Origin of the sequence: Fundicoccus sp. Sow4_F4 (genome assembly GCF_052116145.1) — a bacterium.
Taxonomy (GTDB): domain Bacteria; phylum Bacillota; class Bacilli; order Lactobacillales; family Aerococcaceae; genus Fundicoccus.
The window spans coordinates 892,081-916,019 of the sequence record NZ_JBQKLQ010000001.1; the positions used below are offsets into that span (position 1 = coordinate 892,081).

General features: G+C 36.4%; 15 protein-coding genes, 4 tRNA genes, 1 riboswitch and 1 other annotated feature. Of the genes, 4 read left to right on the forward strand and 15 right to left on the reverse strand.

The window, feature by feature from the left end:
• Nucleotides 1-429: 429 nt before the first annotated feature.
• The 9 genes from pheT to ACTQ5J_RS04070 form a co-directional block, all read right to left on the reverse strand.
• A complete protein-coding gene (gene pheT, locus ACTQ5J_RS04030) occupies nt 430-2,853 on the reverse strand; it encodes a phenylalanine--tRNA ligase subunit beta (RefSeq protein WP_441750719.1) in 2,424 nt (807 codons plus the stop codon).
• Nucleotides 2,853-3,920, reverse strand: coding sequence for a phenylalanine--tRNA ligase subunit alpha (pheS, locus tag ACTQ5J_RS04035; protein ID WP_441750720.1), 1,068 nt, complete (start codon nt 3,918-3,920; stop codon nt 2,853-2,855). Before pheS ends, pheT begins: the two co-directional genes overlap by 1 nt.
• Before the next feature lie 312 nt (nt 3,921-4,232).
• Nucleotides 4,233-4,802, reverse strand: a complete 570-nt coding sequence (locus ACTQ5J_RS04040; RefSeq protein ID WP_441750721.1) for an HD domain-containing protein — start codon at nt 4,800-4,802, stop codon at nt 4,233-4,235.
• Nucleotides 4,803-5,142: 340 nt separating this feature from the next.
• Entirely contained in the window at nt 5,143-5,931 is a 789-nt protein-coding gene (locus ACTQ5J_RS04045) for a TrmH family RNA methyltransferase (protein WP_441750722.1), read from the reverse strand.
• Nucleotides 5,932-5,933: 2 nt separating this feature from the next.
• The gene (pepV, locus tag ACTQ5J_RS04050) at nt 5,934-7,337 is read right to left on the reverse strand and encodes a dipeptidase PepV (RefSeq protein WP_441750724.1); all 1,404 of its coding nucleotides are present in this window, start codon (nt 7,335-7,337) and stop codon (nt 5,934-5,936) included.
• A 27-nt stretch (nt 7,338-7,364) separates the two neighbouring features.
• A complete protein-coding gene (locus tag ACTQ5J_RS04055) occupies nt 7,365-8,090 on the reverse strand; it encodes a pseudouridine synthase (RefSeq protein ID WP_441750726.1) in 726 nt (241 codons plus the stop codon).
• A 3-nt stretch (nt 8,091-8,093) separates the two neighbouring features.
• On the reverse strand, nt 8,094-11,081 hold the full coding sequence (locus tag ACTQ5J_RS04060; RefSeq protein ID WP_441750728.1) for an oligosaccharide flippase family protein: 2,988 nt from the start codon (nt 11,079-11,081) through the stop codon (nt 8,094-8,096).
• A gap of 94 nt (nt 11,082-11,175) precedes the next feature.
• Nucleotides 11,176-13,593, reverse strand: coding sequence for a leucine--tRNA ligase (gene leuS / locus ACTQ5J_RS04065; RefSeq protein WP_441750730.1), 2,418 nt, complete (start codon nt 13,591-13,593; stop codon nt 11,176-11,178).
• A 64-nt stretch (nt 13,594-13,657) separates the two neighbouring features.
• Nucleotides 13,658-13,863: a binding site (T-box leader), on the reverse strand.
• Nucleotides 13,864-13,898: 35 nt separating this feature from the next.
• Complete coding sequence (locus ACTQ5J_RS04070) at nt 13,899-15,788, reverse strand: LysM peptidoglycan-binding domain-containing protein (protein ID WP_441750732.1); 1,890 nt, start codon at nt 15,786-15,788, stop codon at nt 13,899-13,901.
• A gap of 266 nt (nt 15,789-16,054) precedes the next feature.
• Between ACTQ5J_RS04070 and ACTQ5J_RS04075 the strand changes: the two genes are divergently transcribed.
• Nucleotides 16,055-16,621: a tRNA (mnm(5)s(2)U34)-methyltransferase gene (locus ACTQ5J_RS04075; protein WP_441750734.1), complete on the forward strand. Its 567-nt coding sequence runs from the start codon at nt 16,055-16,057 to the stop codon at nt 16,619-16,621.
• A 52-nt stretch (nt 16,622-16,673) separates the two neighbouring features.
• Here the strand turns inward: ACTQ5J_RS04075 and metK are convergent, their stop codons facing one another.
• Nucleotides 16,674-17,861, reverse strand: a complete 1,188-nt coding sequence (metK, locus tag ACTQ5J_RS04080) for a methionine adenosyltransferase (RefSeq protein ID WP_441750736.1) — start codon at nt 17,859-17,861, stop codon at nt 16,674-16,676.
• A riboswitch (SMK box riboswitch) is annotated at nt 17,859-17,950 on the reverse strand. Its footprint overlaps the gene before it by 3 nt.
• Nucleotides 17,951-18,043: 93 nt before the next feature.
• Here metK and ACTQ5J_RS04085 point away from each other — a divergent pair.
• From ACTQ5J_RS04085 to ACTQ5J_RS04095, 3 genes are all read left to right on the forward strand, one after another.
• A complete protein-coding gene (locus ACTQ5J_RS04085; protein WP_441750738.1) occupies nt 18,044-18,844 on the forward strand; it encodes a hypothetical protein in 801 nt (266 codons plus the stop codon).
• A gap of 129 nt (nt 18,845-18,973) precedes the next feature.
• A complete protein-coding gene (locus ACTQ5J_RS04090; RefSeq protein WP_441750740.1) occupies nt 18,974-21,574 on the forward strand; it encodes a hypothetical protein in 2,601 nt (866 codons plus the stop codon).
• Nucleotides 21,575-21,593: 19 nt separating this feature from the next.
• Entirely contained in the window at nt 21,594-22,454 is an 861-nt protein-coding gene (locus ACTQ5J_RS04095; RefSeq protein WP_441750742.1) for an ABC transporter ATP-binding protein, read from the forward strand.
• A 245-nt stretch (nt 22,455-22,699) separates the two neighbouring features.
• On the opposite strand, the gene ACTQ5J_RS04100 is transcribed toward ACTQ5J_RS04095, so the two are convergent.
• The 5 genes from ACTQ5J_RS04100 to ACTQ5J_RS04120 all read right to left on the reverse strand — a co-directional run bounded on the left by ACTQ5J_RS04100 (nt 22,700) and on the right by ACTQ5J_RS04120 (nt 23,915).
• Nucleotides 22,700-23,287 carry an acetate uptake transporter gene (locus ACTQ5J_RS04100; RefSeq protein ID WP_441750744.1) on the reverse strand — a complete coding sequence of 196 codons (588 nt, stop codon included), beginning with the start codon at nt 23,285-23,287 and terminating at the stop codon, nt 22,700-22,702.
• A gap of 261 nt (nt 23,288-23,548) precedes the next feature.
• Nucleotides 23,549-23,621: transfer RNA gene (locus ACTQ5J_RS04105), tRNA-Asp, on the reverse strand.
• A 2-nt stretch (nt 23,622-23,623) separates the two neighbouring features.
• Nucleotides 23,624-23,696 (reverse strand) — tRNA-Met (locus tag ACTQ5J_RS04110).
• A 29-nt stretch (nt 23,697-23,725) separates the two neighbouring features.
• Nucleotides 23,726-23,815 (reverse strand) — tRNA-Ser (locus ACTQ5J_RS04115).
• A gap of 28 nt (nt 23,816-23,843) precedes the next feature.
• Nucleotides 23,844-23,915: transfer RNA gene (locus ACTQ5J_RS04120), tRNA-Glu, on the reverse strand.
• Nucleotides 23,916-23,939: the final 24 nt, after the last annotated feature.

The window sequence follows — 23,939 nt, forward strand, 5'->3', positions numbered from 1 at the left end:
CTTCCCCCACTCTCATCAATAAAATTTGATTTATTTTCATATAGTTTACCAAATAATCAATAGTAATGCACCTTTTGGTCAAATTTAGCTTTAATTTTTCATAGATAATTCATATTACTGAGAGCGTGACTATCCTTCGAAACAGAGCCAATAGACTGAATTAATTCGAGTTAAAATTAACTAAAGCCACTGTTGTCTCAACTATCATTTTATTTTTCTAGAATTCTTTTTACTTAACTAATGGACGATTGATCCATTCCACAAGGCAAAAGAGCTTGATTTTAGCCGTGTAAGGTTAAAACACATAATTTAATTCCTCAATGTTAAATTCTAGACGATCAATTAGCAACTTTCGGTATTAAAATCATCCTTCTCACAATGTAAAAGGTGTCAGTGAGCACTTAACTCACCAACACCTTTTAAAAATGATTATCTAATTTCTAAACCATCGATACTTAATAAAGCAGTCGTTACACGTTCCATCGCCTCATTAACTTCTATATCTGTTAATGTTGCATCAGGATTCTGGAAGACTAAATGGTATGCAAGTGATTGTTTATCTTCCGCAATATTCTTGCCTTTATATAAGTCGAATAAAGATACTTTCTTCAAATATTGGCCAGCATTATCAGTAATTAAATTAACTAACACGTCATGTGTTTGATCGACAGATACTAATAAAGCTAGGTCACGTGAAGTTTCAGGGAATTTAGAAATGCTTAATTGAACTAAAGCCTCACGACTGATGGATACAACATAGCTTAAATCAATTTCAGCATAAAAACTTGCAGTATCCAAATCATAGTCGTTTGTTATATTAGGGTGTACTTGGCCTAAGAAACCAACTTTTTGGTCACCTAAATAAATGTTTGCGGTACGTCCAGGGTGCATCACATCAATATCCGACACTGCTTCAAATCTCACCATATGATCTAAACGAATCGCTTCAAAGTACCCTTCAACCATCCCTTTTAATGTAAAGAAATCATATTGACGTTGTGGAGCATACCAGGAGGCTGCTTCTGCTTGTCCTGAAATCAGAATTGCATAACGCTCTTCTTCAAGAGGTAAAGCGGTATCCACTTGTCCATAGAATACTTTACCAGTTTCGTAAAAAGCTAGCGGTTTATTCTGATGGGCATTGTTATATTTAGCGATTTCCATCATCGCAGGAAACATACTTTGTCGTAAAACAGAACGTTCTTCGCTCATAGGCAACGTTAACTTAACAAACGGGTGAGAGTCTGATTTAATCAGTTCTGCCTCTTTGGGTGACGTTAAAACGTAGCTAATCACTTGATTTAACCCAAACCCTTCGCTAATCGCACGAGTTTGACGAATTAAACGCTGACGTTCTGTTAACTTGCCTGGCGTACTTGGCACTGTCGGTAAAGTAGTCGGAATGCGATCATATCCATACATTCGCGCAATCTCCTCAAGAACATCTGCCTCGATTAAAATATCCCAGCGGCGTGGCGGAACGGTTACTGTAAAATAATTATCATTAAAAGTGATAGAAAAACCAAGACGTCTCATAATTTCACTTAAGTCATCTTCTGTCATTTGAATTCCTAACTTACGCTCGATGACTTCAAAGGCAAGTGTGACTTCAGTCGCAAGAACGTCGAGTGTATTTTTTTCGACTTTCCCTTTTACAACTTTGCCTTGTCCTAAGGTAGCGATCATCGCAGCAGTCTGTTCACTTGCTTCATCAACCGTTGCAGGGTTAATGCCTTTTTCAAATCGTGAACTTGATTCTGAACGTAGATTAAATTTGTTAGATGTTATGCGAACTCTTTGAGGATCAAAGACAGCAGCTTCTAACAACACATTTTTCGTTGAATCTGAAACTTCTGAATCTAAACCTCCCATTACGCCTGCTAACGCAATTGGAACATCTCCACCCCAGATTAGGATGTCAGCAGATGTTAATGTGCGTTCAGTTCCATCTAAGGTTGTAAATTTAGAGCCTTCATCTGCTTCTTTAACTTTTACATTAGATGCAGTCAATGTGTCGAAATCAAACGCATGGAATGGTTGCCCATACAATAACATGAAATAGTTAGTTAAATCGACAACATTATTTATTGGTCGCATATTTGCCTTCATTAACCGCATTTGTAACCACACAGGACTTTCCTTAATTTCAATGTCTTTAATCAAACGTAATTGATAATGTGGGGACAACTCCGGCATCGCCACTTCTACTGAAACAGAATCTAATAATGCTTGATCTTCGATTACTGAGTAATCAGAAGTTAGCGAAAATCTAGGTGCTTGGCCAATGATTGCGCCTATTTCATGAGCCGAACCACGCATACTTAAAGCATCTGCTCGGTTAGGTGTAATTGATAATTCGAGAATTGGATCATCAAGCTTTAAATAGTCAACCACATCCGCACCAACAGGTGCATCGCTAGGCAATATATAAATACCATCAGCATATTTTTTAGGTACAACGTTGTCTGGGAAACCTAATTCTTGTAATGCACATAACATCCCATTAGATTCATAACCACGCATTTTTGCCTTTTTTATTTTAAACCCGCCAGGTAATACAGCTCCTGGTACTGCTACTATTACTTTTGCTCCTTGATGTACATTAGGCGCACCACATACAATCTGCGTCAACTCACCTTGTCCAATATCAACTTGTGTAATACTCAAATGATCGCTATCAGGCATTTTTTCCATCTGAACAACTTCACCAATGACCAAGTTGGAAAGCTGGGCACCAATATTTTCGATACCTTCAATTTCAATTCCAGTACGTGACATTCTATCAGCAATATCGTCCGCTGACCATTCTTTTAAATCTAGAAAATCATTCAGCCATTCATAAGATAAATACATTAATTTTGGCCTCCTTTAAATTGTGTAATGAATCGTAAATCATTTTGATAGAAGTGACGGATGTCATCAATATTGTATTTCAACATTGCCACTCGATCTGGTCCTAGTCCGAATGCGAAGCCGCTATATTTACTTGAGTCAATTCCCGACATTTCTAATACATTCGGATGAACAATTCCAGCACCTAATATTTCAATCCAACCCGTTTGCTTGCAGACATTGCAACCATCTCCACTACATTTGAAGCAGCTAACGTCTACTTCTACTGATGGTTCTGTAAATGGGAAGTAGCTTGGTCGTAATCGAATTTCACGTTCTGCGCCAAACAAAGTTTGAGCAAATTGTAGTAAAGTTCCCTTTAAATCAGCTAATGTAATATGTTGATCGATCACTAAGCCCTCAATTTGATGGAACTGATGAGAGTGAGTCGCATCATCGCTATCACGGCGGTAAACTTTACCAGGACTAATCATTTTCAATGGTCCTTTATTTTCGAAATCATGTTGTTCCATAGTCCGCGCTTGAACGGGTGAGGTATGAGTTCTTAATAGAACCTCATCCGTCACGTAAAACGTATCTTGCATATCACGTGCTGGATGATTTTTTGGTAAATTCATTTTTTCAAAGTTATATGAGTCAAGTTCTACTTCTGGACCTTCAATAATTTGATAGCCCATTCCTAAAAATAAATCTTCTATTTCTTCCATTGTTTGTGTAATAATATGGCGTGAACCTACTGGTACACTACGCCCTGGTAAAGAAATATCGATTGTTTCAGCAGTCAATTTAGCTTGTAATTCTTGCGTTGCCAAAAGCGTTTTTTTGTCCTCGAATGCTTGGTTGAAAGCACTATGGAATTCTTTAATAAGCTCTCCTAGTTTTGGTTTATCTTCAGCTGATAAATGACGCATTTCTTTCGATATGTTAGCTAAAGCACCTTTCTTACCGGTAAACTTCACACGTACGTCATTTAATTCCTTTGTAGAATTAGCTGCTTGAATATCCGTTTGTGCTTGTTTAATAATTGATTCAATTGATGATTGTAAATCTGTTATTGAAACAGTCATTGTCATACTCCTTTGATTTATAATTTTAAATACAAAAAAAACGCCCCCTATAATAAGGGACGAATCATCGTGGTACCACCCTCGTTCTTAGAAAAACTAATGATATTCTAAGCACTCAGAGCCTATAACCGTGGCCGGCGGTACCTTTTTCGAAAATAAATTTTCTTAACAGATCGACTCCGAAATTGAATTTAATAAATGTCTGACATAATTTAGTCTCAGTCTTGCTAAATTTCCCTGTAGATTGCATTTATTAAGGATTTCATCCTAGTCTTTTATGAATGATTATTGTATTGAAGCTTAAGTATACCTTTAGATTTCACGTTCGTCAACGCCTTGATAGGTCAAATAAGATTGATAGTTGTGTTGCATTGCGATCAATTGATAAGCATAATCTTTGGTTTCACTAAACTTTTTAGCTAAAAAGGTTCTCACGCCGCCTGCACATTCTACCACGGCACACTGTTTATCCATCAACGTTACAATTAAACTTTCTGGATATTTAGGAATATCGCGTGTAGTGCCTGCCATATGTTTTAAAATGATGTCTTTTTCTAAATCAGATAATTCTGTAATTTTAAGTGCGTTTTCTAACGCAATACGTGGGTGTTCATAATTATGTCCACGACCACCTACAGTGTTTTTCGTCTCGGACTCATAGAAAAACAAATCATGTAGCAAGCCTGCTCTTGCAATGGCGCGAGTATTTAATCTTAATCTTCTGGCCCAACAGAAACTACTATAAGACACAGATATCGAGTGTGCTAATCGATTAGTAACCTTATGGTGGACATATTTCTCAAGATTTTTCACATCTTCATGTTCAATTAAATCTTTAATTAATTCAAGATATTCTGTATCTCTTTGCCATTTCATTGTCATTATATTGAATTCCCCCAAATAAGTTTTACTTCATAATCATTGTGTTTTATTGTAAATACGTTCTAACGTTATTATAAATTTTTTTATATAACTGTTTTCATTTAAGCGTTTGGTCTAACTGTTCCTTATATTAACATACTCACTCTTTATAAAAAGGAATAATTTCGCATTTTAAAGCATTTTTAACAAATCCTTTGAAACTTTAAAGCATCTGAAATTACTGAGCGTATATTTTATTTTATGATATGAAGCTCTTCCACTATCAGACAAGAGCAACAAATATAATGACAGGCAAAATAAGGAAGTAACCAAATTAATTGAGTTACTTCCTGTATATGATTTATTTAGCAAATTGGAACATAAGCAAACCGGCTGCAATCGCAACATTTAAAGATTCTGCTTGACCAAACATCGGAATATAAATAGCATGATCCGCTTGTTCAATCCATTCAGCCGCAACGCCTTGCCCTTCATTCCCCATAACGATTGCCACTTTATCCCTGTCTGGTACTGCTTGATAAGCAATAGCCTCTTGATGAAGTGCTGTGGCATAAATAGTTATATTAGCTTCACGTAAAGCTTGATAAGCATGGGCTAAGTCGGTTGTCACAATTTCTAAGTGCCAGACAGATCCTTGTGTGGCTCTTAACACTTTATCATTGTATAAATCGACTGTTCCATTCCCCATTACAACACCATCAAAACCAGCAGCATCTGCCGTTCGAATCATTGTGCCTAAATTACCTGGATCTTGAACTTTATCAAGTAATAAATACTTCTTACCAGAGGGTGCCCACGTTGTTGTTTTTTCTGGTAAAGATAAAACAGCAAGTATGCCTTGGTTCGTTTCTGTAGCACTAATCGTTTGTGCAACGTCTGGCGCTATCAAAATAGGTGAAACACTCCTTGGCATGAGGGATTCAATCATTTGCCACTCTGCAGAGGCTAAATAATCTGGAGTTACCATTACTTCAAGGACTGTCTGCTTATGCTGTAAAGCTTCTTGAACTAAATGCGTTCCTTCTATTAAATACTGTTCTTGTTGTTTTCTGCCTTTTGCTGTGTGGAGCTTACGCCAATTTTTGACTTTCACATTCTGACGTGACGAAATGAGTTCTTGTTTAGCCATCATTAACGAGTTAAGCGATAAATTGCTTCAGCATATATAGCAGTTGCACGAACCAAATCACGAACTGATAGAAATTCATTTGCTTGATGCATTGTATCTGTTGAATCTGGGAATAAAGCGCCATAAGCCACTCCGCGAGGCATTAGTCGTCCATAAGTTCCGCCACCAATAGTCATTTCAGTCCCTTTTTCACCCGTTTGATTTTCATAAACTTCTAGAAGTGTTTTTACGAGTGGGTCATCGGCGGGGACATAATGAGGTTCTTTACCTTCATCAGTTGTAACTGCCACTTCATAATCTGTTACATGGCGTTTAATCGTCGCTAGAATTGTTTCAGGATTTGTTCCGACTGGGAAACGGAAGTTTGCATCAATAGATGCCCCTTCAGTCATTGAGTAATTGGCAATACCAACGTTCATTGATAACTCGCCCATTACTTCATGTGTCACGTTAACTCCAATTTTCTCCCCAACAAAATCTTCATGTAGTTTATCACCTAAGATAGTTAAGAAATCTTGAGCAGACACATTATCGTACGATAAATCTTTTAAGAAGTTAGCTAAATAAGTAGCTGCATTAACACCTTTTTCCGGTGTTGAACCATGAGCGGCTTTTCCTACTAATTCTAATTCTAATTGATTATCCATTGTCACAACCGAACCTTTTAGTTGGTTTTCTTGAGCAAAAGCTTTAAAGCTTTCAACAATTGACTCTAGGTTAGTCCCTTTTATAATGGCACTTGCATCTTGTGGCACCATATTCGAGCGCAAACCAGCATTAAAACTAATTAGGCGGTAGTCAGCTTGTGTAAATTCTTTAACATCAAAGCTAAATGTGGCAGATACATTTCCTTTTTCGCCATTAATAATTGGGAAAACAGCATCAGGAGAAAAACCATAGTCCGGCATTTCAGCATGCGCAAAGTAGTAATCCATACATTGCCAGCCACTTTCTTCATCTGTTCCGACAATTAAATGAACTCTTTGATTAAATTCGATACCCAATTCCCGCAATAATTTTATAGCGAAATAAGCTGCTACAGTAGGTCCTTTGTCATCACTAGATCCTCTTGCGAAGATTTTATTGTCAATAATTACTGGTTTAAATGGATCGGTATCCCAGCCAGAGCCTACTGGTACTACATCTACGTGACCAAGAATTCCTAATAACTCGTCTCCTTGACCTATTTCAATTCGCCCAGCCCAAGGTCCAAACTGTTCAGTTTTGAAGCCATCTTCTTCAGCCATTTTCATAAATTCTTCTAAAGCTGCTAAAGGTCCTGGTCCAACAGGCGCTTCCGGTGTTGCTAAGTGGTCTTCTCTAACAGATGGAACACTTAGTAAACGAAATAAGTCCATTAGTAAAGTTTCTTTTCTTTGTTCTACTTCTGCAAGCCAATTTACCATATAATATCTTCCCCCTATGCTTTTTTCTTACTCATATCCGAATGGAACTAAAGCGTTTCTTTCCTCTTCAGTCAATTCACGCCACATACCTTCTTCTAAGTCTTCTTCTAACTCAAGTGGCCCCATCGATTTTCTTTTAAGCGTGAGTACTTTTTTGCCCACCTTTTCAAACATACGTTTAACTTGATGGAATTTTCCTTCCCAAATCTCAACTTCTATACATGAACGATTTGACTCTTCATCTGTTGAATGAACAAGTAATTGAGCTGGTTGAGAAATGAAATCCTCCAAATCTAACCCTTGAGAAAAAGCTTCAATATCTTCTTCAGTCACTATTCCTAATATTTCCGCTTCATATCGTTTTGACACTTTTTTCTTAGGTGATAATAACTGATGAGCCAATTGTCCATTGTTCGATAACAATAACAATCCTGTTGTATCAATATCTAAACGTCCTACTGGAAATAACTCCATGTAACTAAAATCTGGGCCGAGCCAGTCAATAACCGTTTCATGATAGTTATCCTCAGTCGCACTGATGATACCAGCAGGCTTATTTAGAATATAATAGTAGTATTCTTGGTAAAAAACGGGTTGATTCATGACTGTTACAACATCTGAATCGATTTTTACCGCTTGGCCAATTTTCTTACATATTTCATCATTAATTCTTACAACACCACTTGTAATCAGTTGTTTAACTTCTTTTCTAGTGCCATAGCCTGTATGAGCGAGTAATTTGTCTAATCGCATGTCTTAAAACATCCTCATTTTTTCTTGTAAATCTTGTTTTTTGTCACCTAATAATATAGATAATTGACCTAAAAGTCCCATGACACCACCATATACAAAGATACCCATTCCAACACCAAGCATTACTTTAACAAAGGTTAAGAAACGTCCCACTTCGCCCATTAATAAATCTAGTAATGAATTCCATTGAGAAACTGCAATCCCCATAATGACAGTACCTATAATGATTTTAAAGACTGATTTAAAGAGTCTTTCCATATCAGGTTCTACCTCACGTTGGATTTTAATCCACATTAATACGGATGAAACTGCAAAGGCAATGGTTGTGGCAATCATTGCACCATGTGCATGTAGAAATGCCACAAGTGGTACTTGTAGAATGATTTTAACTAATAAACCAACTACCAAAAACCTCACCGCTAAACGACGGAAGTTCATCGATTGTAAAACGGTTGATAAAACGGTATATAAGCCAAGTGAGATACTCATAATGGATCCAGTAATTAATAAAGACGGTCCACTCGTATGACCTTGTGGATAGAACATTGTGTATAGATTGTTTGAAACTCCGATCATACCAATAGCAGCAGGTAACATCACAAAACTAAATACTTCAACAATCTGCTCGATTAGAGAGCTTGTCGCTTTAATATCACGTGCAGCAAATTTGCTTGTAATCAATGGTACCACTGAGGAAGCTAAGGCTACTGCTAATGAAACGACAATCATCACTAATTTGTTCACGTCTAAACTCATCGCACCGTACAATTCACTAATTTCTCTTAACAGCATAACAGTTGTTGGTAACAAAATTTGTTTGAATGTGTACGTATCAATCACCTGCGCAAGGATAATCCCTGATCCCAATAGGATAAAAGGTACACTATCCATGAACATAATATGAATACTTTCTTTGAAATCTATTTCGATTAAATCTAATGAGCGTTCTTTTAGTTTATTGATCATTGGTAGACGCTTAAAGTATAGAATAGCTAAGTATCCTAAAGCTGCCAAAGCACCAATGAAAGCAGCAAAAGTTGAATGAACAACAGCTTGCGTAACCTCACCACGATAAACCATCATGATAGCATACGTCGCAGCTAACAAGTAAAACACTCGAGCAATCTGCTCAATAATTTGAGAGATGGCAGAGGGCACCATGTCATTAAAGCCTTGGAAATACCCTCTTAAGATACTCATTAAAGGCAATATCAGTAAAGCAGGTACTAATGAACGAATCACTAGTGTCGCTCCAAGTGGATTATCTGTTGAAGTAATCGATGCTAGAGACGGTGCTAATAAGTACAATAACGCGCCTGAAAATAAACCACTAATCAACATTAAGACAATACTATTCTTAAACAATTTATCTGCTACACGATACTCTTTTTTGGAATGATAAAAAGCCATTTGTTTAGCAATGGCACTCGGGAACCCTGCTGTGGCTATTGCTAAAAATAAAGAATAAGGCGTGTAGCCCGCACTGTAGAGTGTATTCGCTTGTGTATATTCCGCCCCTAGCCAAGTACTCCAAGGAATGATATACAGTGCACCTAAAATTCTTGAAAATACACTTCCGATTGTTAGCCATGCAGCGCCTTTAACAAAACTCTCTGATTGGTGATCAAGTTCATCATCAATCGTGATATCATCAGAACCAAGTACTTCTTCAAGCACTTGATCTGTCAAAATAGGCTCTGAAAAACGTTGAGTTTCTTGACTAACTTTTTCACTATACAAATCAGCTGCCGCTTCTTCGTCTACATCTGAATCACTCGCTTTGTTTACCTCTTTATCGACAGTGGCTAATGATTCATTGTCTTCGCTTAAAGTATCGGACTCTTTTATTGAATTTTTCGGAAGTTTTTCTACTTCATGAACGTCTGTAAATTCAAGAGTATCTTCACTAGATTTTTTTTCTGAAGGGAACTCTTCGTCAAAAACAGGATCAATTATTTCATTCGCTGATTCCTGAGAACCTAGTCCCATTGTCATCGTTTCTTCTTTAGATAACACTTCTTTAATTTCATTTTCGATGTCATCTGATTTCCTTTGAAGAGGGTCCTTGTGTTCTATATCTGATGCTAGTTCCTGTTCAACTGAGCGACTTAAGCGAGATTCTATCGCAGTTTTTGCACGATTAAAAAAATTTTTATCATTCTTGATAGATGCATCTACAAACTGTTTAGACTGTTTAGACCGCTTAGATGCACTGTCTGTCGATTGTTGAGTTTCTTGAATATACTCATCTATTTCAACGGCATCTTGACCATTTAGCAATGACTTAACTTTATCCACAATATTCTTCCCAATGTCTGGTTTGTTCATAAAGTCTTCATCATCAGTCACAATAGCTTCGTCATCAGCCTTTACTTTCTTAAAGGTTTTATTCCTTGAATCTGACTGCTCATCCGTCGATTGATTAAACTTCCATAATGGTCGTTTATTATCTGAGCGTGTACGACTCATACGCTCTTTAGCCAGGTTATCTTCTTCTACTCTCTCTGTTTCACCGGTATGATTCCAAAATTCCATTTCAGATTTTTCATATTCATCCCAATATTCAATGTCTTCTTTTGCTTTTTCTTGCTCAATTTCTTGTTCAAATCGAGCTTTAATTGGGCTCTTATAGTGAAACTCGCTATCTTCTGGTGCAGTAATGATTTGTTTTTGACTTGGTGCCGGTGGACCTTTAATATCTATAAATTCAATTGAATTTTGTTCAGACTCTCCCTCGCTTAATTCGTCATGGTTAAACGGATTTTCTTCCCCATCATTAAGTTCAGATTCATTACCAGTTCTTTGAGAGTTGGCACCTGAATGATTAGCGAAATAGTCACCGTCCAATGGTTGATTATTTGGTTGTCGTATTTTTCTTAATTCTTCTTCTGTAAATTGAATCGTCTCAAATAAAGATTCATCCATCGGCTTATATGAGCGACGTTTATTTAAATTATCGTTCTCACCTTTTGAATCAAAATTATTACGCATTTTCTCAACTCCTTTATGCTTCTTTAGCATTCTCGAGACATAGACTTATTATAACTTATTTCAAGAAAGATGCTAAACAAGAGCAGTGGCTTCTTTAATTTGCCACGATATTGACCAGACGATTCGCAATAGCAATCACTTTACGGACTGTTTTACCTTCAATCTCAGATTGAATTGTTTCATCAGCCAATGCAAGTTTTTCCATTTCCTCTTTCGCCAAGTCTAATTCGATTTCAAGTTTTACTTTCACTTTTCCATTTACTTGAATAACGATTTCTACGGTACTTTCTACGGTTAATTCCTCTTGGAAGGTTGGCCATGATGCTTCTGAAAGACTTTCTGTGTGCCCTAACATCTCCCAGAGTTCTTCCATCAAATGCGGCGCCAATGGTGAAAGTAATTTAACATACCCTTCAACATATTCACGTGGTAACACACTTTGATCTTTGGCTGCATTTAGAAAAATCATCAGTTGTGAAATAGCAGTGTTGAAATGTAAATTATCAAAGTCTTCTGTTACTTTTTTAACAGTTTGATGATACACACGAGTCAATTCTTTGTTTTCACTATCTTGAATCGCTGCACTGATCTCGTTTTTTTCTTCGTTAACTAGTAAGCGCCACACACGATCTAAGAATCGACGGCTACCCTCTAAGCCATTTTCGCTCCATGCAATTGAAGCATCCAATGGTCCCATAAACATCTCATAAACTCGTAATGTATCAGCGCCATACTCTTTTACAACGTCATCAGGATTCACAACATTCCCTTTAGATTTAGACATTTTCTCGTTATTTTCACCTAGGATCATTCCTTGATTAAATAACTTTTGGAATGGCTCTTTAGTAGGGACAACGCCTAAATCATACAAAAATTTATGCCAGAAACGCGCATATAATAAGTGAAGAACGGCATGTTCTGCTCCACCAATATACAGATCGACTGGAAGCCATTTGGCTAATTTTTCTGGATCTGCGATTTGAGTTTCATTATGAGGATCGATGAAACGTAAGAAGTACCAAGAACTACCCGCCCATTGAGGCATTGTATGTGTCTCACGTTTACCTTTCATTCCAGTAATTGGATCAACGACGTTAACCCACTCTTCAATTTTTGCTAATGGTGATTCACCTGTCCCACTAGGTTTAATTTCAGTTGCTTCTGGCAGTCTAACTGGTAATTCTTCTTCTGGAACTAAAGTTGTCGTACCATCTTCCCAATGGATGACTGGAATAGGTTCTCCCCAATAACGTTGACGTGAGAACAACCAATCGCGTAAACGATAGTTTACTTGATGTTCACCTTTATTATTGTCTGTTAACCATTCAATCATTTTTGCGATTGCATCATCATTATTCATACCATTGATGAAATCTGAATTAAAATGATTACCGTCTCCAGTATATGCACCAGAACCTTCGGTTTCTCCTTCAATCACTTTGATGATTGGTAATTCATGGGATGTTGCAAATTCAAAATCACGTTCATCATGAGCAGGCACTGCCATTACTGCACCTGTTCCATAAGATGAAAGAACATAGTCCGCAATCCAAATTGGCAATGCTTCGCCAGTAATTGGATGTTCTACATATCCTCCAGTAAATACACCAGACTTCTCTTTGTTTAACGATGTTCTCTCAAGCTCACTTTTTGTTGCAACGGATTTAACATATGCTTCAACTGCTTCTTGCTGCTGGGCTGTTGTCACTTCTTTTACAAGTTCATGTTCTGGTGCTAATACAACATAGCTTGCACCAAATAAGGTATCTGGACGCGTTGTATAAGATTGAACCGATGCATCGTGCCCAATAATTTGGAAGTTAACTAAAGCACCTTCTGATTTACCAATCCAATTTCTTTGCATGGCTTTTAGACTTTCTGGCCAATCTAAATCTTCCAAATCGTCTAATAGTCGTTCCGCATAAGCTGTAATTCTTAGGACCCACTGACGCATCGGACGACGATAAACCGGATGTCCACCACGTTCACTTACACCATCTACAACTTCCTCATTCGAAAGAACCGTTCCTAAGGCCGGACACCAGTTAACAGCAACTTCTTCTTCATAAGCTAAGCCTTTCTCATACATTTTCGAGAAAATCCATTGAGTCCACTTGTAAAATTCTGGATCAGTTGTATTAATTTCTCGGTCCCAATCATAGCTAAAACCAAGCTCTTTAATTTGACGCTTAAAGTTTGCTACGTTTGTCGCAGTAAATTCTGCAGGTGCATTACCCGTATCTAAAGCATATTGCTCTGCTGGTAGACCAAATGCATCCCATCCCATTGGATGTAATACATCATAACCTTGAGCACGCTTCATACGTGCAATTGCATCAGTTGCAGTGTAGCCTTCTGGGTGACCAACGTGTAATCCTTGTCCAGATGGATAAGGGAACATATCTAAAGCATAGAATTTTGGATTCCCTTCTCTTTCTTTAGTTTTAAATGTTTTATTTTCATCCCAATAAGCCTGCCACTTTTTCTCTATTATTCGATGTTGATAAGTCACTATAAAAGCCTCCAGTTAATTTTTTTCAAAACAAAAGCCCTATATCATTTAGCATAACTAAACAATATAGGGCGAATTTTTTCGCGGTACCACCTAAATTTATTATTGTATAAACAATAACCTTAGTACTTTAACGCAGTAAGACGTCTCACTCTACTATTAATTTCAAGTAAGAAACAAGTTAGACGAGTTCAAGATAGATATCTGACTTATTTTCACCAACCATAAGCTCTCTAAACAGATTCTAATTTTACTATTCCTAACGAAGTCATTTATTATATGACTAATATAACAAATTTACTCCCTTAATTCAAGCTGATAACTTGTCCAACTAAGATGTTATTACCGCCATTAATTGCGATTAGTTTATGAACATCTACACCATGTTTTTGAGCGATAGCATATAGTGTTTCGCCTGCTTGAACAACATGTGTCCCTACACTAGATGTATTTTCACTTGGTGCACTTTCGACCGGTGCTGTCTCAACTGGTGTTGTTACTTCAACTTCAGGTGTAGCTACTGGAGTTTCTTGAGTTTCAACTATAGTTTCAACTGGTGTTTGTACAGCAGCTGTTCCAGATACACTCAATACTTGACCAGGATGAATTAAATATCCAGATAAGCCGTTTAGTGATTGTAACTGACTTAATGACATACCATGTTTAGTTGCAATTGCGTATAATGAGTCTCCACGTTGAACTGTATACGTTCCTGAACTTGTAACTGGCGTGCTAGTTTCAGGTGTTGATGGAGTCGTTGGAACAGATGTTTCTGGTGTACTTACCTCAAGTGCAGCTGTTGACGGAGTTGTTGTCGCTCCACTTACTTTCAATGACTGACCTGGATAAATTAAACTACCAGATAAATTATTTAATTCTCTAAGTTGGCTTAATGTCATCCCATGTTTTGATGCAATGGCATAAAGACTGTCGCCAGCTTTAACTGAATAAGCCCCAGATGTAGAGGGTGTTGTCGGTGGTGTGACCGTTCCATTTTCTACGTTACCAGGTGTTGTTGCTTCTGGTACATTTGTTTCTGGTGTTGTTGAACTTCCTGTTCCAGGCACTTTCAACGATTGACCAGGGTGAATTAAAAAGCTTGTTGTACCGTTTAATTTTTGTAAATCAGCAATTGAAACACCATATTTACTTGCAATAGCCCAATAGCTGTCGCCAGCTTTAACTACATAAGATCCACCTGCTGCTGGAGCAGAAGGATGAGTTGTCACTGGATTATCAATTTCAGGCTTAGTACTTTCTTCAGGTGCAGTATCAGCCGCTTCATTATCTGTTGTTCCACCAGGAATGACTAGCTTTTGATTCGGCGCAATAAAGTAAGAAGTTAATGAATTAGCTTCCATCAATTGCGTTAATGAAATACCATGATTTGCGGCAATTCTATATAATGAATCTCCCGCTTTGACTGTGTAACTACCAACAGAAGTTGATGGTAAATCTGGCGTTGATGGTGTTTCTGAAATTTCCGGATTTGCTGAAACTTCTTCAACTGGTGTTTCAGGCGCTACCGGATTACCATTCATATCGAATTCAGCTAAACCATATTGTTCAATAATTTTATTTAACTTTGTTGCGTATGAAGTGTCTGTTGCATAACGTCCAGTTAAATATTGAGTGGCATCTTGATACGATTCAGTATTACTGTAACGCGTACCAGAATAGAACTCATAACGCCAACTAGATGGGTCATTGTCACCGGTTAAAAGTGACGCATAGTCCCCTAATGATTGATCATAATTTTCGTACTTACGGAAATCATCCGTAATAGTATAATAATTACCTGAACCATCATCTTCTAATGTTTCTACATGGATTGAATTTCCATTATAGTCGCCTTTAATTCCAAACAAGTTATAGTTTGGTGATTGAGCTAAAGTACTATTACCCCAAGCAGATTCTAAAGCTGCTTGCGCAATCATTACAGAAGCATACAAATCATTTTTTGCTGCAATATCTTTAGCGTAACCAGATATGTTCTTAAGAAATTCTGACGGACTTAGTCTATTACTTTGTGCATAAACAGTAGTTGACTGTGTTTCAGGAGTCAACTGGTTTAATACAGCACTTGCTGAAAACAATACAAGTCCTGTATTGATTCTAATAATGAGTTTTTTTGATGAGTCTAAACGTTTCATTGCTTTTTTACGTTCTATGACTGATTGTCTCGTTTTAATCACTCATTTTACCTCCCAGTTTCCAAATTAATTCTGTAAAAATATTCCAAAATTGTAACTACACTCGTTATTATAGTCAACATTCACACAAAAAACTTGAATAAATCAGTCTTTTTGTTTAGTCTTAATAAATGTAACAATAACGTAACATAGTGCACAAGCTGAATTATTTTCTTTACCACAATAAAAGAATAGTATCTTCATCCTTATGCTAAGATTAACATTACATAAAACATTACTAAAATCCATAAAATTTAAAGGAGATTTCAATGTTAAAAGCCTTACACTACAGCAAAGAGCTTCTACGTACACTCGTTTCTCAGTTTCCAAACGGTACATTTATTGATGCTACCCTTGGCAAAGGAAATGACCTAATATCAGTATTAACCCACCCTCATTTCACAGGAAAAGTGATAGGTTTTGATATTCAAGAAGCTGCCATACAAACGACTCAAGAAAGAATTTATACGCATGGTATTGAAGGGGAATACCAACTTATTCAAAATTCCCATGCCAAACTAGCAGATTATTTAGAAAGTGACGAACAAATCCATGGTGCTATATTTAATTTAGGCTACTTACCTGGAGGCGATCATTCTATTACAACACAAGCAAATTCTACCCTTTTAGCCATTGAAGAGATGGGAAGTCGCCTTGTCACAAAAGGCCAAATTATCATCGTGGTTTATTCTGGTCATCCAGCTGGACAAGCTGAGAAGGAATCCCTTTTTCAAGCACTGAGCACGTGGCCACAAGAAAACTTTCAAGTTTTACAATATGAATTCATCAATCAGAGAAATAATCCTCCTATGGTTATAATCATAGAGAAAAGATAATTTTCTCAATACAAAAAAGCTTTTCAGAATTAACTGAAAAGCTTTATTTTTATTAAGCATTAAAAGCAGCTTTTAATGCTTCTACTTTATCTGTACGTTCCCACGTAAATTCATGGTCTAATCGTCCAAAATGACCATAAGCAGCTGTATTTGCGTAAACTGGTTGACGTAAATTGAGCATATTAATAATACCATTTGGAGTTAACGTAAAGATTTTGCGAATTGCTGCTACTAATTCAGCTTCAGAGACTGTGCCTGTTCCAAAAGTTTCAGCGGCAATTGATAATGGTTCTGCCACACCAATTGCGTAAGATAATTGAATCTCACATCTTTTAGCTAATCCTGCTGCAACAATGTTCTTGGCAATATATCTAGCAGCATAGCTGGCAGAACGGTCAACTTTAGTTGCGTCTTTACCACTAAACGCTCCTCCACCATGTCGTGAAAAACCACCATAGGTATCCACAATGATTTTACGTCCGGTTAATCCAGAATCTCCTACTGGACCACCAATGACAAACTTACCTGTTGGGTTAATATACATAATCGTATCGTCGTCTAACCATTCGCTAGGTATAATGGGTTTAACAACATGTTCAATCACATCCGCACGTAACTGTTCTAACTCAATACCTTCATCATGTTGAGTACTGATAACAAGTGTATCTAAACGTTTAATAGATTCATCGTCATTATATTCAACAGTAATTTGTGTTTTTCCGTCTGGACCTAAGTAAGGAACAATTCCTTCTTTACGTACATCTGTTAATCGTTTAGCCAACTGGTGACTTAAAGAAATTGGTAATGGCATCATTTCCGCTGTTTCATCGTTGGCATAGCCAAACATTAACCCTTGATCGCCTGCGCCTATTTCTTTTTGAGTTACATCTGTTCCTCTAGTTTCAATAGCATCGTCCACTCCTTGGGCAATATCTGGTGATTGTTCGTCTAAAGAGACAAGCACCGCAACATTATCAGCATCGAAACCATATTTACGGCCTACATAACCAATCTCAGCGATTTTCTTTCTTACAATTTGTTGGATATCGACGTACGCTGTAGTAGTCACCTCTCCAAATACTAAAACTAACCCCGTGTTAACGGCAGTTTCACAAGCCACACGTGCAAAAGGATCTTGTTCTAGGATTGCATCTAAGATTGCGTCACTAATTTGATCGGCAATTTTATCTGGATGCCCTTCAGTTACTGACTCAGATGTAAATAGTTTTTTCTCTTTCATTTCTTTTCCCCCATATTAAATTTTGGTTACAAGGCAATTTCACTTGATAGACAAGTGAACCCTATCGGGAACTTTTGGTTGTAACGTTCTTAATTATACATTAATATAGTCAATATAGGTAGTTTTATTGAAGAAATCCTTGGTGATTTTAAACAAGGTTTCAAACGAAAGGTATAAATAGCATGAAACAATTTATTAAACTTTTACAACATCCCCTGCTTAAAATCTTATTATCACCTCTAGCCTTTATTGGATTTGGATTGATTACAGGGTTAACGATGACCAGTCAGCCCCAGTGGCTAAATATTGTGTTACTTTATCTTATCGTTGCGATGGCCCATTTAATTGATCACTTTTTCTTTTTGAAATATTCACGTAAGAGAGATGACGCGACACCGATGGTATTGCTCTACTTATGTGAAGTGGTCATGGTTGTAAGTGCAGTCATATTTTTTATGCAGCAACATATAATCATCAGTTTGTTGCTGACGATGTACTTAATTTTTATTCATCTTCAATGGTTCCCCTATAAAATGACTGGAACATTCTATCATTATTTACTTAATGTCTTTTTCCATTCTTTTATTTTAAATGTTATTGCCTTTTATACCCAGACTAATGGTATTACACCAGAAATATTAATTGCTTTAATTCCTGTTGTACTCTTTGTAGCAGGTAATCAATTGGAAACCACACGATTAAAACAATTACTGGGAAAAGCAAAGATAGCCTTTTGGTTGAAAGGCAGTACCATTCTTTCAGTCATTTTTTCTTTCATTGCCCTTGGCCTAGGAGTCTACTTCTGTCTACCAAGTAGTACTTTTTACATGGTCCAAAGCATTTTCTTCTTAATTACGACAGTTAGTATTCTGCCAACTCTAGTCGTGACCAAACAAGCTAAACAAGCACAGAATAAAATAAACTATTACAGTAGCATCAGTCTAATTTTTAGTATCTTTTATGGCTTGAGCTATGTCTTTTAAATCATTAGCCTTTGACTTAGTCAACGGCTTTTTTTTATACAATTTAATAGTAAACCGTTTGCATATTCATTATGACAGTGATAACATCAACTCAATATATTTATAATCCAATCAATAAAGGGGATGTCTATGAAAGCTCTCTACTTTGAACTTAAAAAAATTCAGAATAAGCAACTCATTATTTTATTGTTTTTAGTTCCCATTATCGTAACAGCCGGTTTGTATACTTACCGTTCTAATTCATCTATAGATTTCAGACGCCAAGAGCAACAAACTGCTAATAGACTACTTAGTGATTTAAGTTGGAGACTCGCTGAATATAATGATCAAAGAGGTTATTATGGCCCTAGTCAAAACCAAGCAAATAATCCTGACGAGCTTACTGAACATCAGCAATACATCTATGATTTATTGGATGCATCTGAGCGTGAAAGATTTCATTACAGCGTCGCAGCGTATCATGAAAACTGGGCTGACTTAAATCAATCAAAACAGAAAATTTGGCTTAATTTACTTAAGGTTATCGACGCCGGTGAAAATTTAAGATCTTTAAATCATGATGAACTAATCGCTGACACCTATAAGTTAGATTGGTTAATCGAGCACAATATTGATCATTTAGATTTTGAAACAGATAACCATTCTGCTTTCGTTTTGTTTAACAGTTTCCAGCTCCTTTTAGGACTTCCAGCGATTGTTATGATTATCTATCTATTCGGATTAGAATCCTTCTTAGAAGCTAAACGTGAGCAGTTTAATTTCTCTAGAGTGCTACCTATCCCGTATGCAAAAGTCTTATTTACAAAGTTAAAACTTTTTATTTCAATGCTCGTTATTTATCTCGTCATGAGTCTATTGACTCTTGGTATGTTTAGTCTTCTATTAGATGAGAACCCTTTAACTACTCAGTTAAATTATCCCATCGTTTCCACTCTCACTGAATCCGTTATAGTGAAACCATTATGGGAGGTTTTTACTTATCAAATCATCGGTTTTATTCTACTAAGTTTGCTTAGTTTGATACTCATTAGCATTCTCGCCTTTATTTTTGGCAATGAGCTATTCGTCTCTTTTCTTTTTGCTACTTTTTTTACAACAGGTATTCAAATCAATCAACTTTATAACAAAGACTCTCAGTTCTACAATCCATTTGCTTGGTTCAATAGCAATTACCATATTATACATAATTCACGGTTACACTTAGTATTAACAGCTAGTTTGCTTGTCATATTTATTTTAATATTATTTTTCTTTGTCTTTTTAAAAGGTGCTTATCTACGGCCATGGTCGTTTAAAGATACTTATAAGCAAAAACACTCATTAAATAAATTATTTTTTGTTAAGTTTGAATGGCTCAAAATACGCCGACAAAACTTCTTGTTTTATAGTCTCGCAATAGTGTTTTCTTTTGTATTGACACTCGCTATTTCTCAATTTCAACAATACACTAATGACTTAAGTACACTAGTGGAAAGAAATGAAGCAGCAGTGGCAGACCAAGCGCGTACAAAACAATTATTTGAAGAGTCTATTACTTCTATCGAGTTAATATTAGCTGATGAAGAACTGCAGAATTTTGACCGACGTCAATATGAAGAACAATTGGAGTATCTGAGAGAAAGTTACTCTGATACACTGGCAAATCATGCCATAATAAATCAACAACTTATCGACATTAAAGCCAATGATTATCGATTATTTAATCAAGAAGCAACAGATAGTCTCGAACAAGATTATCATTTCGTTATGGGGAAAGCTGAGGTTCAATTTTCTAGAAGAATTCCTTTGCGACATCATATTTTCGTTCCGAATGCTTATATCAACTATGAACTTAGCCAATGGAAGCAAAAACACTCGATTGACTTCGTTCCATTAGGTGGGCCTTTCCATACATTATTTATTCCTGAGTACGAAGAAACCCCACGCAGTGGAGAGAATCAACCTCCTTTAAGTATTGATCAAGCTGTTTTTGAAAATTATTTAACAACCGTTTCAAAACCACATCAATATATTAGTGGACTAAATTTATCTGCTTCACTTTTAACTGACTCGATATACCTAATACTACTTATCACAATCATTGTATTCTTCGCGACAAGCTACGCGACAGAATTAGATAATCGCCAAACGATTCGTTACTTAGTCACTCAACCTAAGACGCTCGAACAAATTATTTCGACTAAACTAAAAGTAACATACGCAATGACTTTTCTATTTATTTTATTAAGTTTACTTATCACATTTACAATCGGTAGTTTATTCAATGGCCCAGGACAAATGGATTTTCCTTTTATCCAATACATTGCTAAAAGTATCGGAGATTCCAATGAGTTTAGCTATTTTAACATTCCATCTTTCAATGAGTACTTTCAAATATTACCGTTATGGAAATTAGTGCTGATGGGGCTAGCTCTTCTACTATCAAATGCATTTGTCGCAATCAATTTATCTTACTTCATTTCAACAGCTATCAAAAACAGATGGCTTGTTGCTACAACAAGTATCTTATTTTTAGGAATCGGTATGGTATTTTTCTATTACATACCTAACCAACTGCAACAATTTTCACCTTTTGCTTACTTAAATATTGCAGATGTTCTATCAGGTGAATCATCTATTACGCATAACTATCAGTATTTCAATTGGATAACAGGTGTATCTTCACAATTCGTATTTGGCCTAATACTCAGCCTATTAACTTTCTTACGCGTTCGTAAAAAGGCTAATTAAAAAGGAGACCTCAGACTATATGATATCCGCACAAAAAATAACAAAAACATATCACAATAAAACAGTACTCAATCAAATCAGTTTTGAACTAAATTATGGTGACATGGTGGGCCTAGTCGGCCCAAATGGGGTTGGTAAAACTACCCTTCTATCGTCAATGATGGGACTGATACCTTTAGATAATGGAAAAGTCGTAATGGCAGACACTTCGTTTAGTGAAACTGACATGTATCGTAAAGTAGGATTTATGCAAGATAACAGTGTCTTGTACCCCTATTTAACTGGATATGACCACTTAGCATACGTTGCTTATGCGCAAAACATTAAGGCATCTGATATTGAAAAAATTTCTAGAAGAGTTGGTAATTTTGATTACTTACATAAAAAAGTTGGTGAGTATTCTTTAGGTATGAAGCAACATCTTTTGTTTGCCTCTGCTATATTACATAATCCTAAAGTTCTTTTATTAGATGAGCCTTTCAATGGTCTTGATCCGACGAGTTTAATTCGTATCCGCGAATTAATAGAAGAACTCTCTGATAATAAAACGACAGTCATTCTGTCCTCTCATAACTTGGATGAAATCGACAGAATGACTCGCAACATTTTTTTCTTAAAAGATGGAGATATTTTATATCGCAACCTTGCCAAGTATAATATCTATTCTTATTTAATCACAGTTTCTCAACTTCCAGATAAAGAGACACTAAGAAAAATGTCTGTCGAAGAAAGGATAAATAATCAGTTACTTGTTTCTAAAGAACAATTAAATCCATTAATTTATGAATTAAACCAACAAGCTATTGAGATTTTAGATATCGAAAGAACACAGTTTGGTAGTGAAAATCTCTATCGAGAACTATATCATCAGGCACAGTGAAGCACAGTCATCTTAAGCTGCTAGAGTTTAAAAAGGATTGCTTATTATCTGAAGAAAGCAAATTTTCTACAATGTAATGATTTGAACCAAGCATTCGTCACCATATTCAACATCACTGATCACATAGTAAAGAATCAAGCCTCGTTATGTTGGCTATCAACTTTTGTAATAATCCCTTATAATAAAAAACATCCTTTCTTACGCAAATATACTCGCGCGAGAAAGGATGTTTGTTATTTTATATTTTAGTGAGCTGATAGTTCGCCAATTGGTAATACAGTCTTACCATAAGTTTCGTTAATTACTTGTGCCATAGCGGCATAAATTGCTGAAAAACCACAGATAATACCTTCATAACCTGCAATAGTCAAAATTAAAGTAGATCCTGTAAAATTGCCAATTGCTAATAAGAAGAACAATAAAGTTAATGTTCCAAACACTACCTGAAGTGCTTTACTGATACGTAAAGTTGCAATAAACATAAAAAATGTAAAAAATCCCCACATAAACAAGAAAGCTGCCATTGATAATGAATCAGCTGCTTCACCTAAACCCATTACCGGTAAGATGTTTAGGGCAACTAATGATAACCAGAAAAAACCATATGAAGTGAATGCAGTAGTACCAAAAGTGTTATTCTTTTTAAACTCCATAATTCCTGCAACAACTTGAGCCATACCACCAAAGAAAATTCCCATTGCTAATATCATTGCATCTAACGGGAAAAAACCTGCGTTATGAATATTCAATAAAATCGTTGTCATCCCAAACCCCATCAATCCTAACGGTGCTGGATTCGCAGTGATTTCTGTAACTAATACCTTCTTTTCCATTTTCAATCTCCATTCAATATAATTTACACAACGATTTACATTATACCCATGCATGCATTGAAGAGTCAATCAAAATTGATAACAAAATATAACGAAAGCGTTTTATTGATGTTTTATTCTATAAAAATATATATCGAAATATTATATAAATTGAAGCAAAAAAATAATAGCAAATAGTAGTGTAGTTAATAAATAATAGTCAATATCAAATGGTTCATATAGTTGTACACAAAAAAAGACCTACCTAAGTAAGTCTAAAAACGGTCCGGACGGGATTTGAACCCGCGATCTCCTGCGTGACAGGCAAGCATGTTAACCCCTACACCACCGGACCAATTGCGGAGGTAGGACTCGAACCTACGACCTTCGGGTTATGAGCCCGACGAGATGCCAACTTCTCCACTCCGCGATAATTTAAATGACTAAGTAAACTTAGTAAGGAGGATAAGAGATTCGAACTCTTGCACGCTTTTACACGTCTGACGGTTTTCAAGACCGTTCCCTTCAGCCGGACTTGGGTAATCCTCCATATTGACTGAGCTATTCTATTCAATCATGACCCGTACGGGATTCGAACCCGTGTTACCGCCGTGAAAGGGCGGTGTCTTAACCGCTTGACCAACGGGCCTTGTGTTTATTAATGCTGTCTAGC

Coding starts and splice junctions, on each gene's coding strand:
- ACTQ5J_RS04095 (WP_441750742.1), top strand. CDS start 21,594: ATGATATCCGCACAAAAAATAACAAAAACATATCACAATAAAACAGTA.
- ACTQ5J_RS04075 (WP_441750734.1), top strand. CDS start 16,055: ATGTTAAAAGCCTTACACTACAGCAAAGAGCTTCTACGTACACTCGTT.
- pheS (WP_441750720.1), bottom strand. CDS start 3,920: ATGACTGTTTCAATAACAGATTTACAATCATCAATTGAATCAATTATT.
- ACTQ5J_RS04040 (WP_441750721.1), bottom strand. CDS start 4,802: ATGACAATGAAATGGCAAAGAGATACAGAATATCTTGAATTAATTAAA.
- pepV (WP_441750724.1), bottom strand. CDS start 7,337: ATGGTAAATTGGCTTGCAGAAGTAGAACAAAGAAAAGAAACTTTACTA.
- metK (WP_441750736.1), bottom strand. CDS start 17,861: ATGAAAGAGAAAAAACTATTTACATCTGAGTCAGTAACTGAAGGGCAT.
- ACTQ5J_RS04085 (WP_441750738.1), top strand. CDS start 18,044: ATGAAACAATTTATTAAACTTTTACAACATCCCCTGCTTAAAATCTTA.
- ACTQ5J_RS04045 (WP_441750722.1), bottom strand. CDS start 5,931: ATGGCTAAACAAGAACTCATTTCGTCACGTCAGAATGTGAAAGTCAAA.
- ACTQ5J_RS04055 (WP_441750726.1), bottom strand. CDS start 8,090: ATGCGATTAGACAAATTACTCGCTCATACAGGCTATGGCACTAGAAAA.
- ACTQ5J_RS04100 (WP_441750744.1), bottom strand. CDS start 23,287: ATGGAAAAGAAGGTATTAGTTACAGAAATCACTGCGAATCCAGCACCG.
- ACTQ5J_RS04090 (WP_441750740.1), top strand. CDS start 18,974: ATGAAAGCTCTCTACTTTGAACTTAAAAAAATTCAGAATAAGCAACTC.
- pheT (WP_441750719.1), bottom strand. CDS start 2,853: ATGTATTTATCTTATGAATGGCTGAATGATTTTCTAGATTTAAAAGAA.
- ACTQ5J_RS04060 (WP_441750728.1), bottom strand. CDS start 11,081: ATGCGTAATAATTTTGATTCAAAAGGTGAGAACGATAATTTAAATAAA.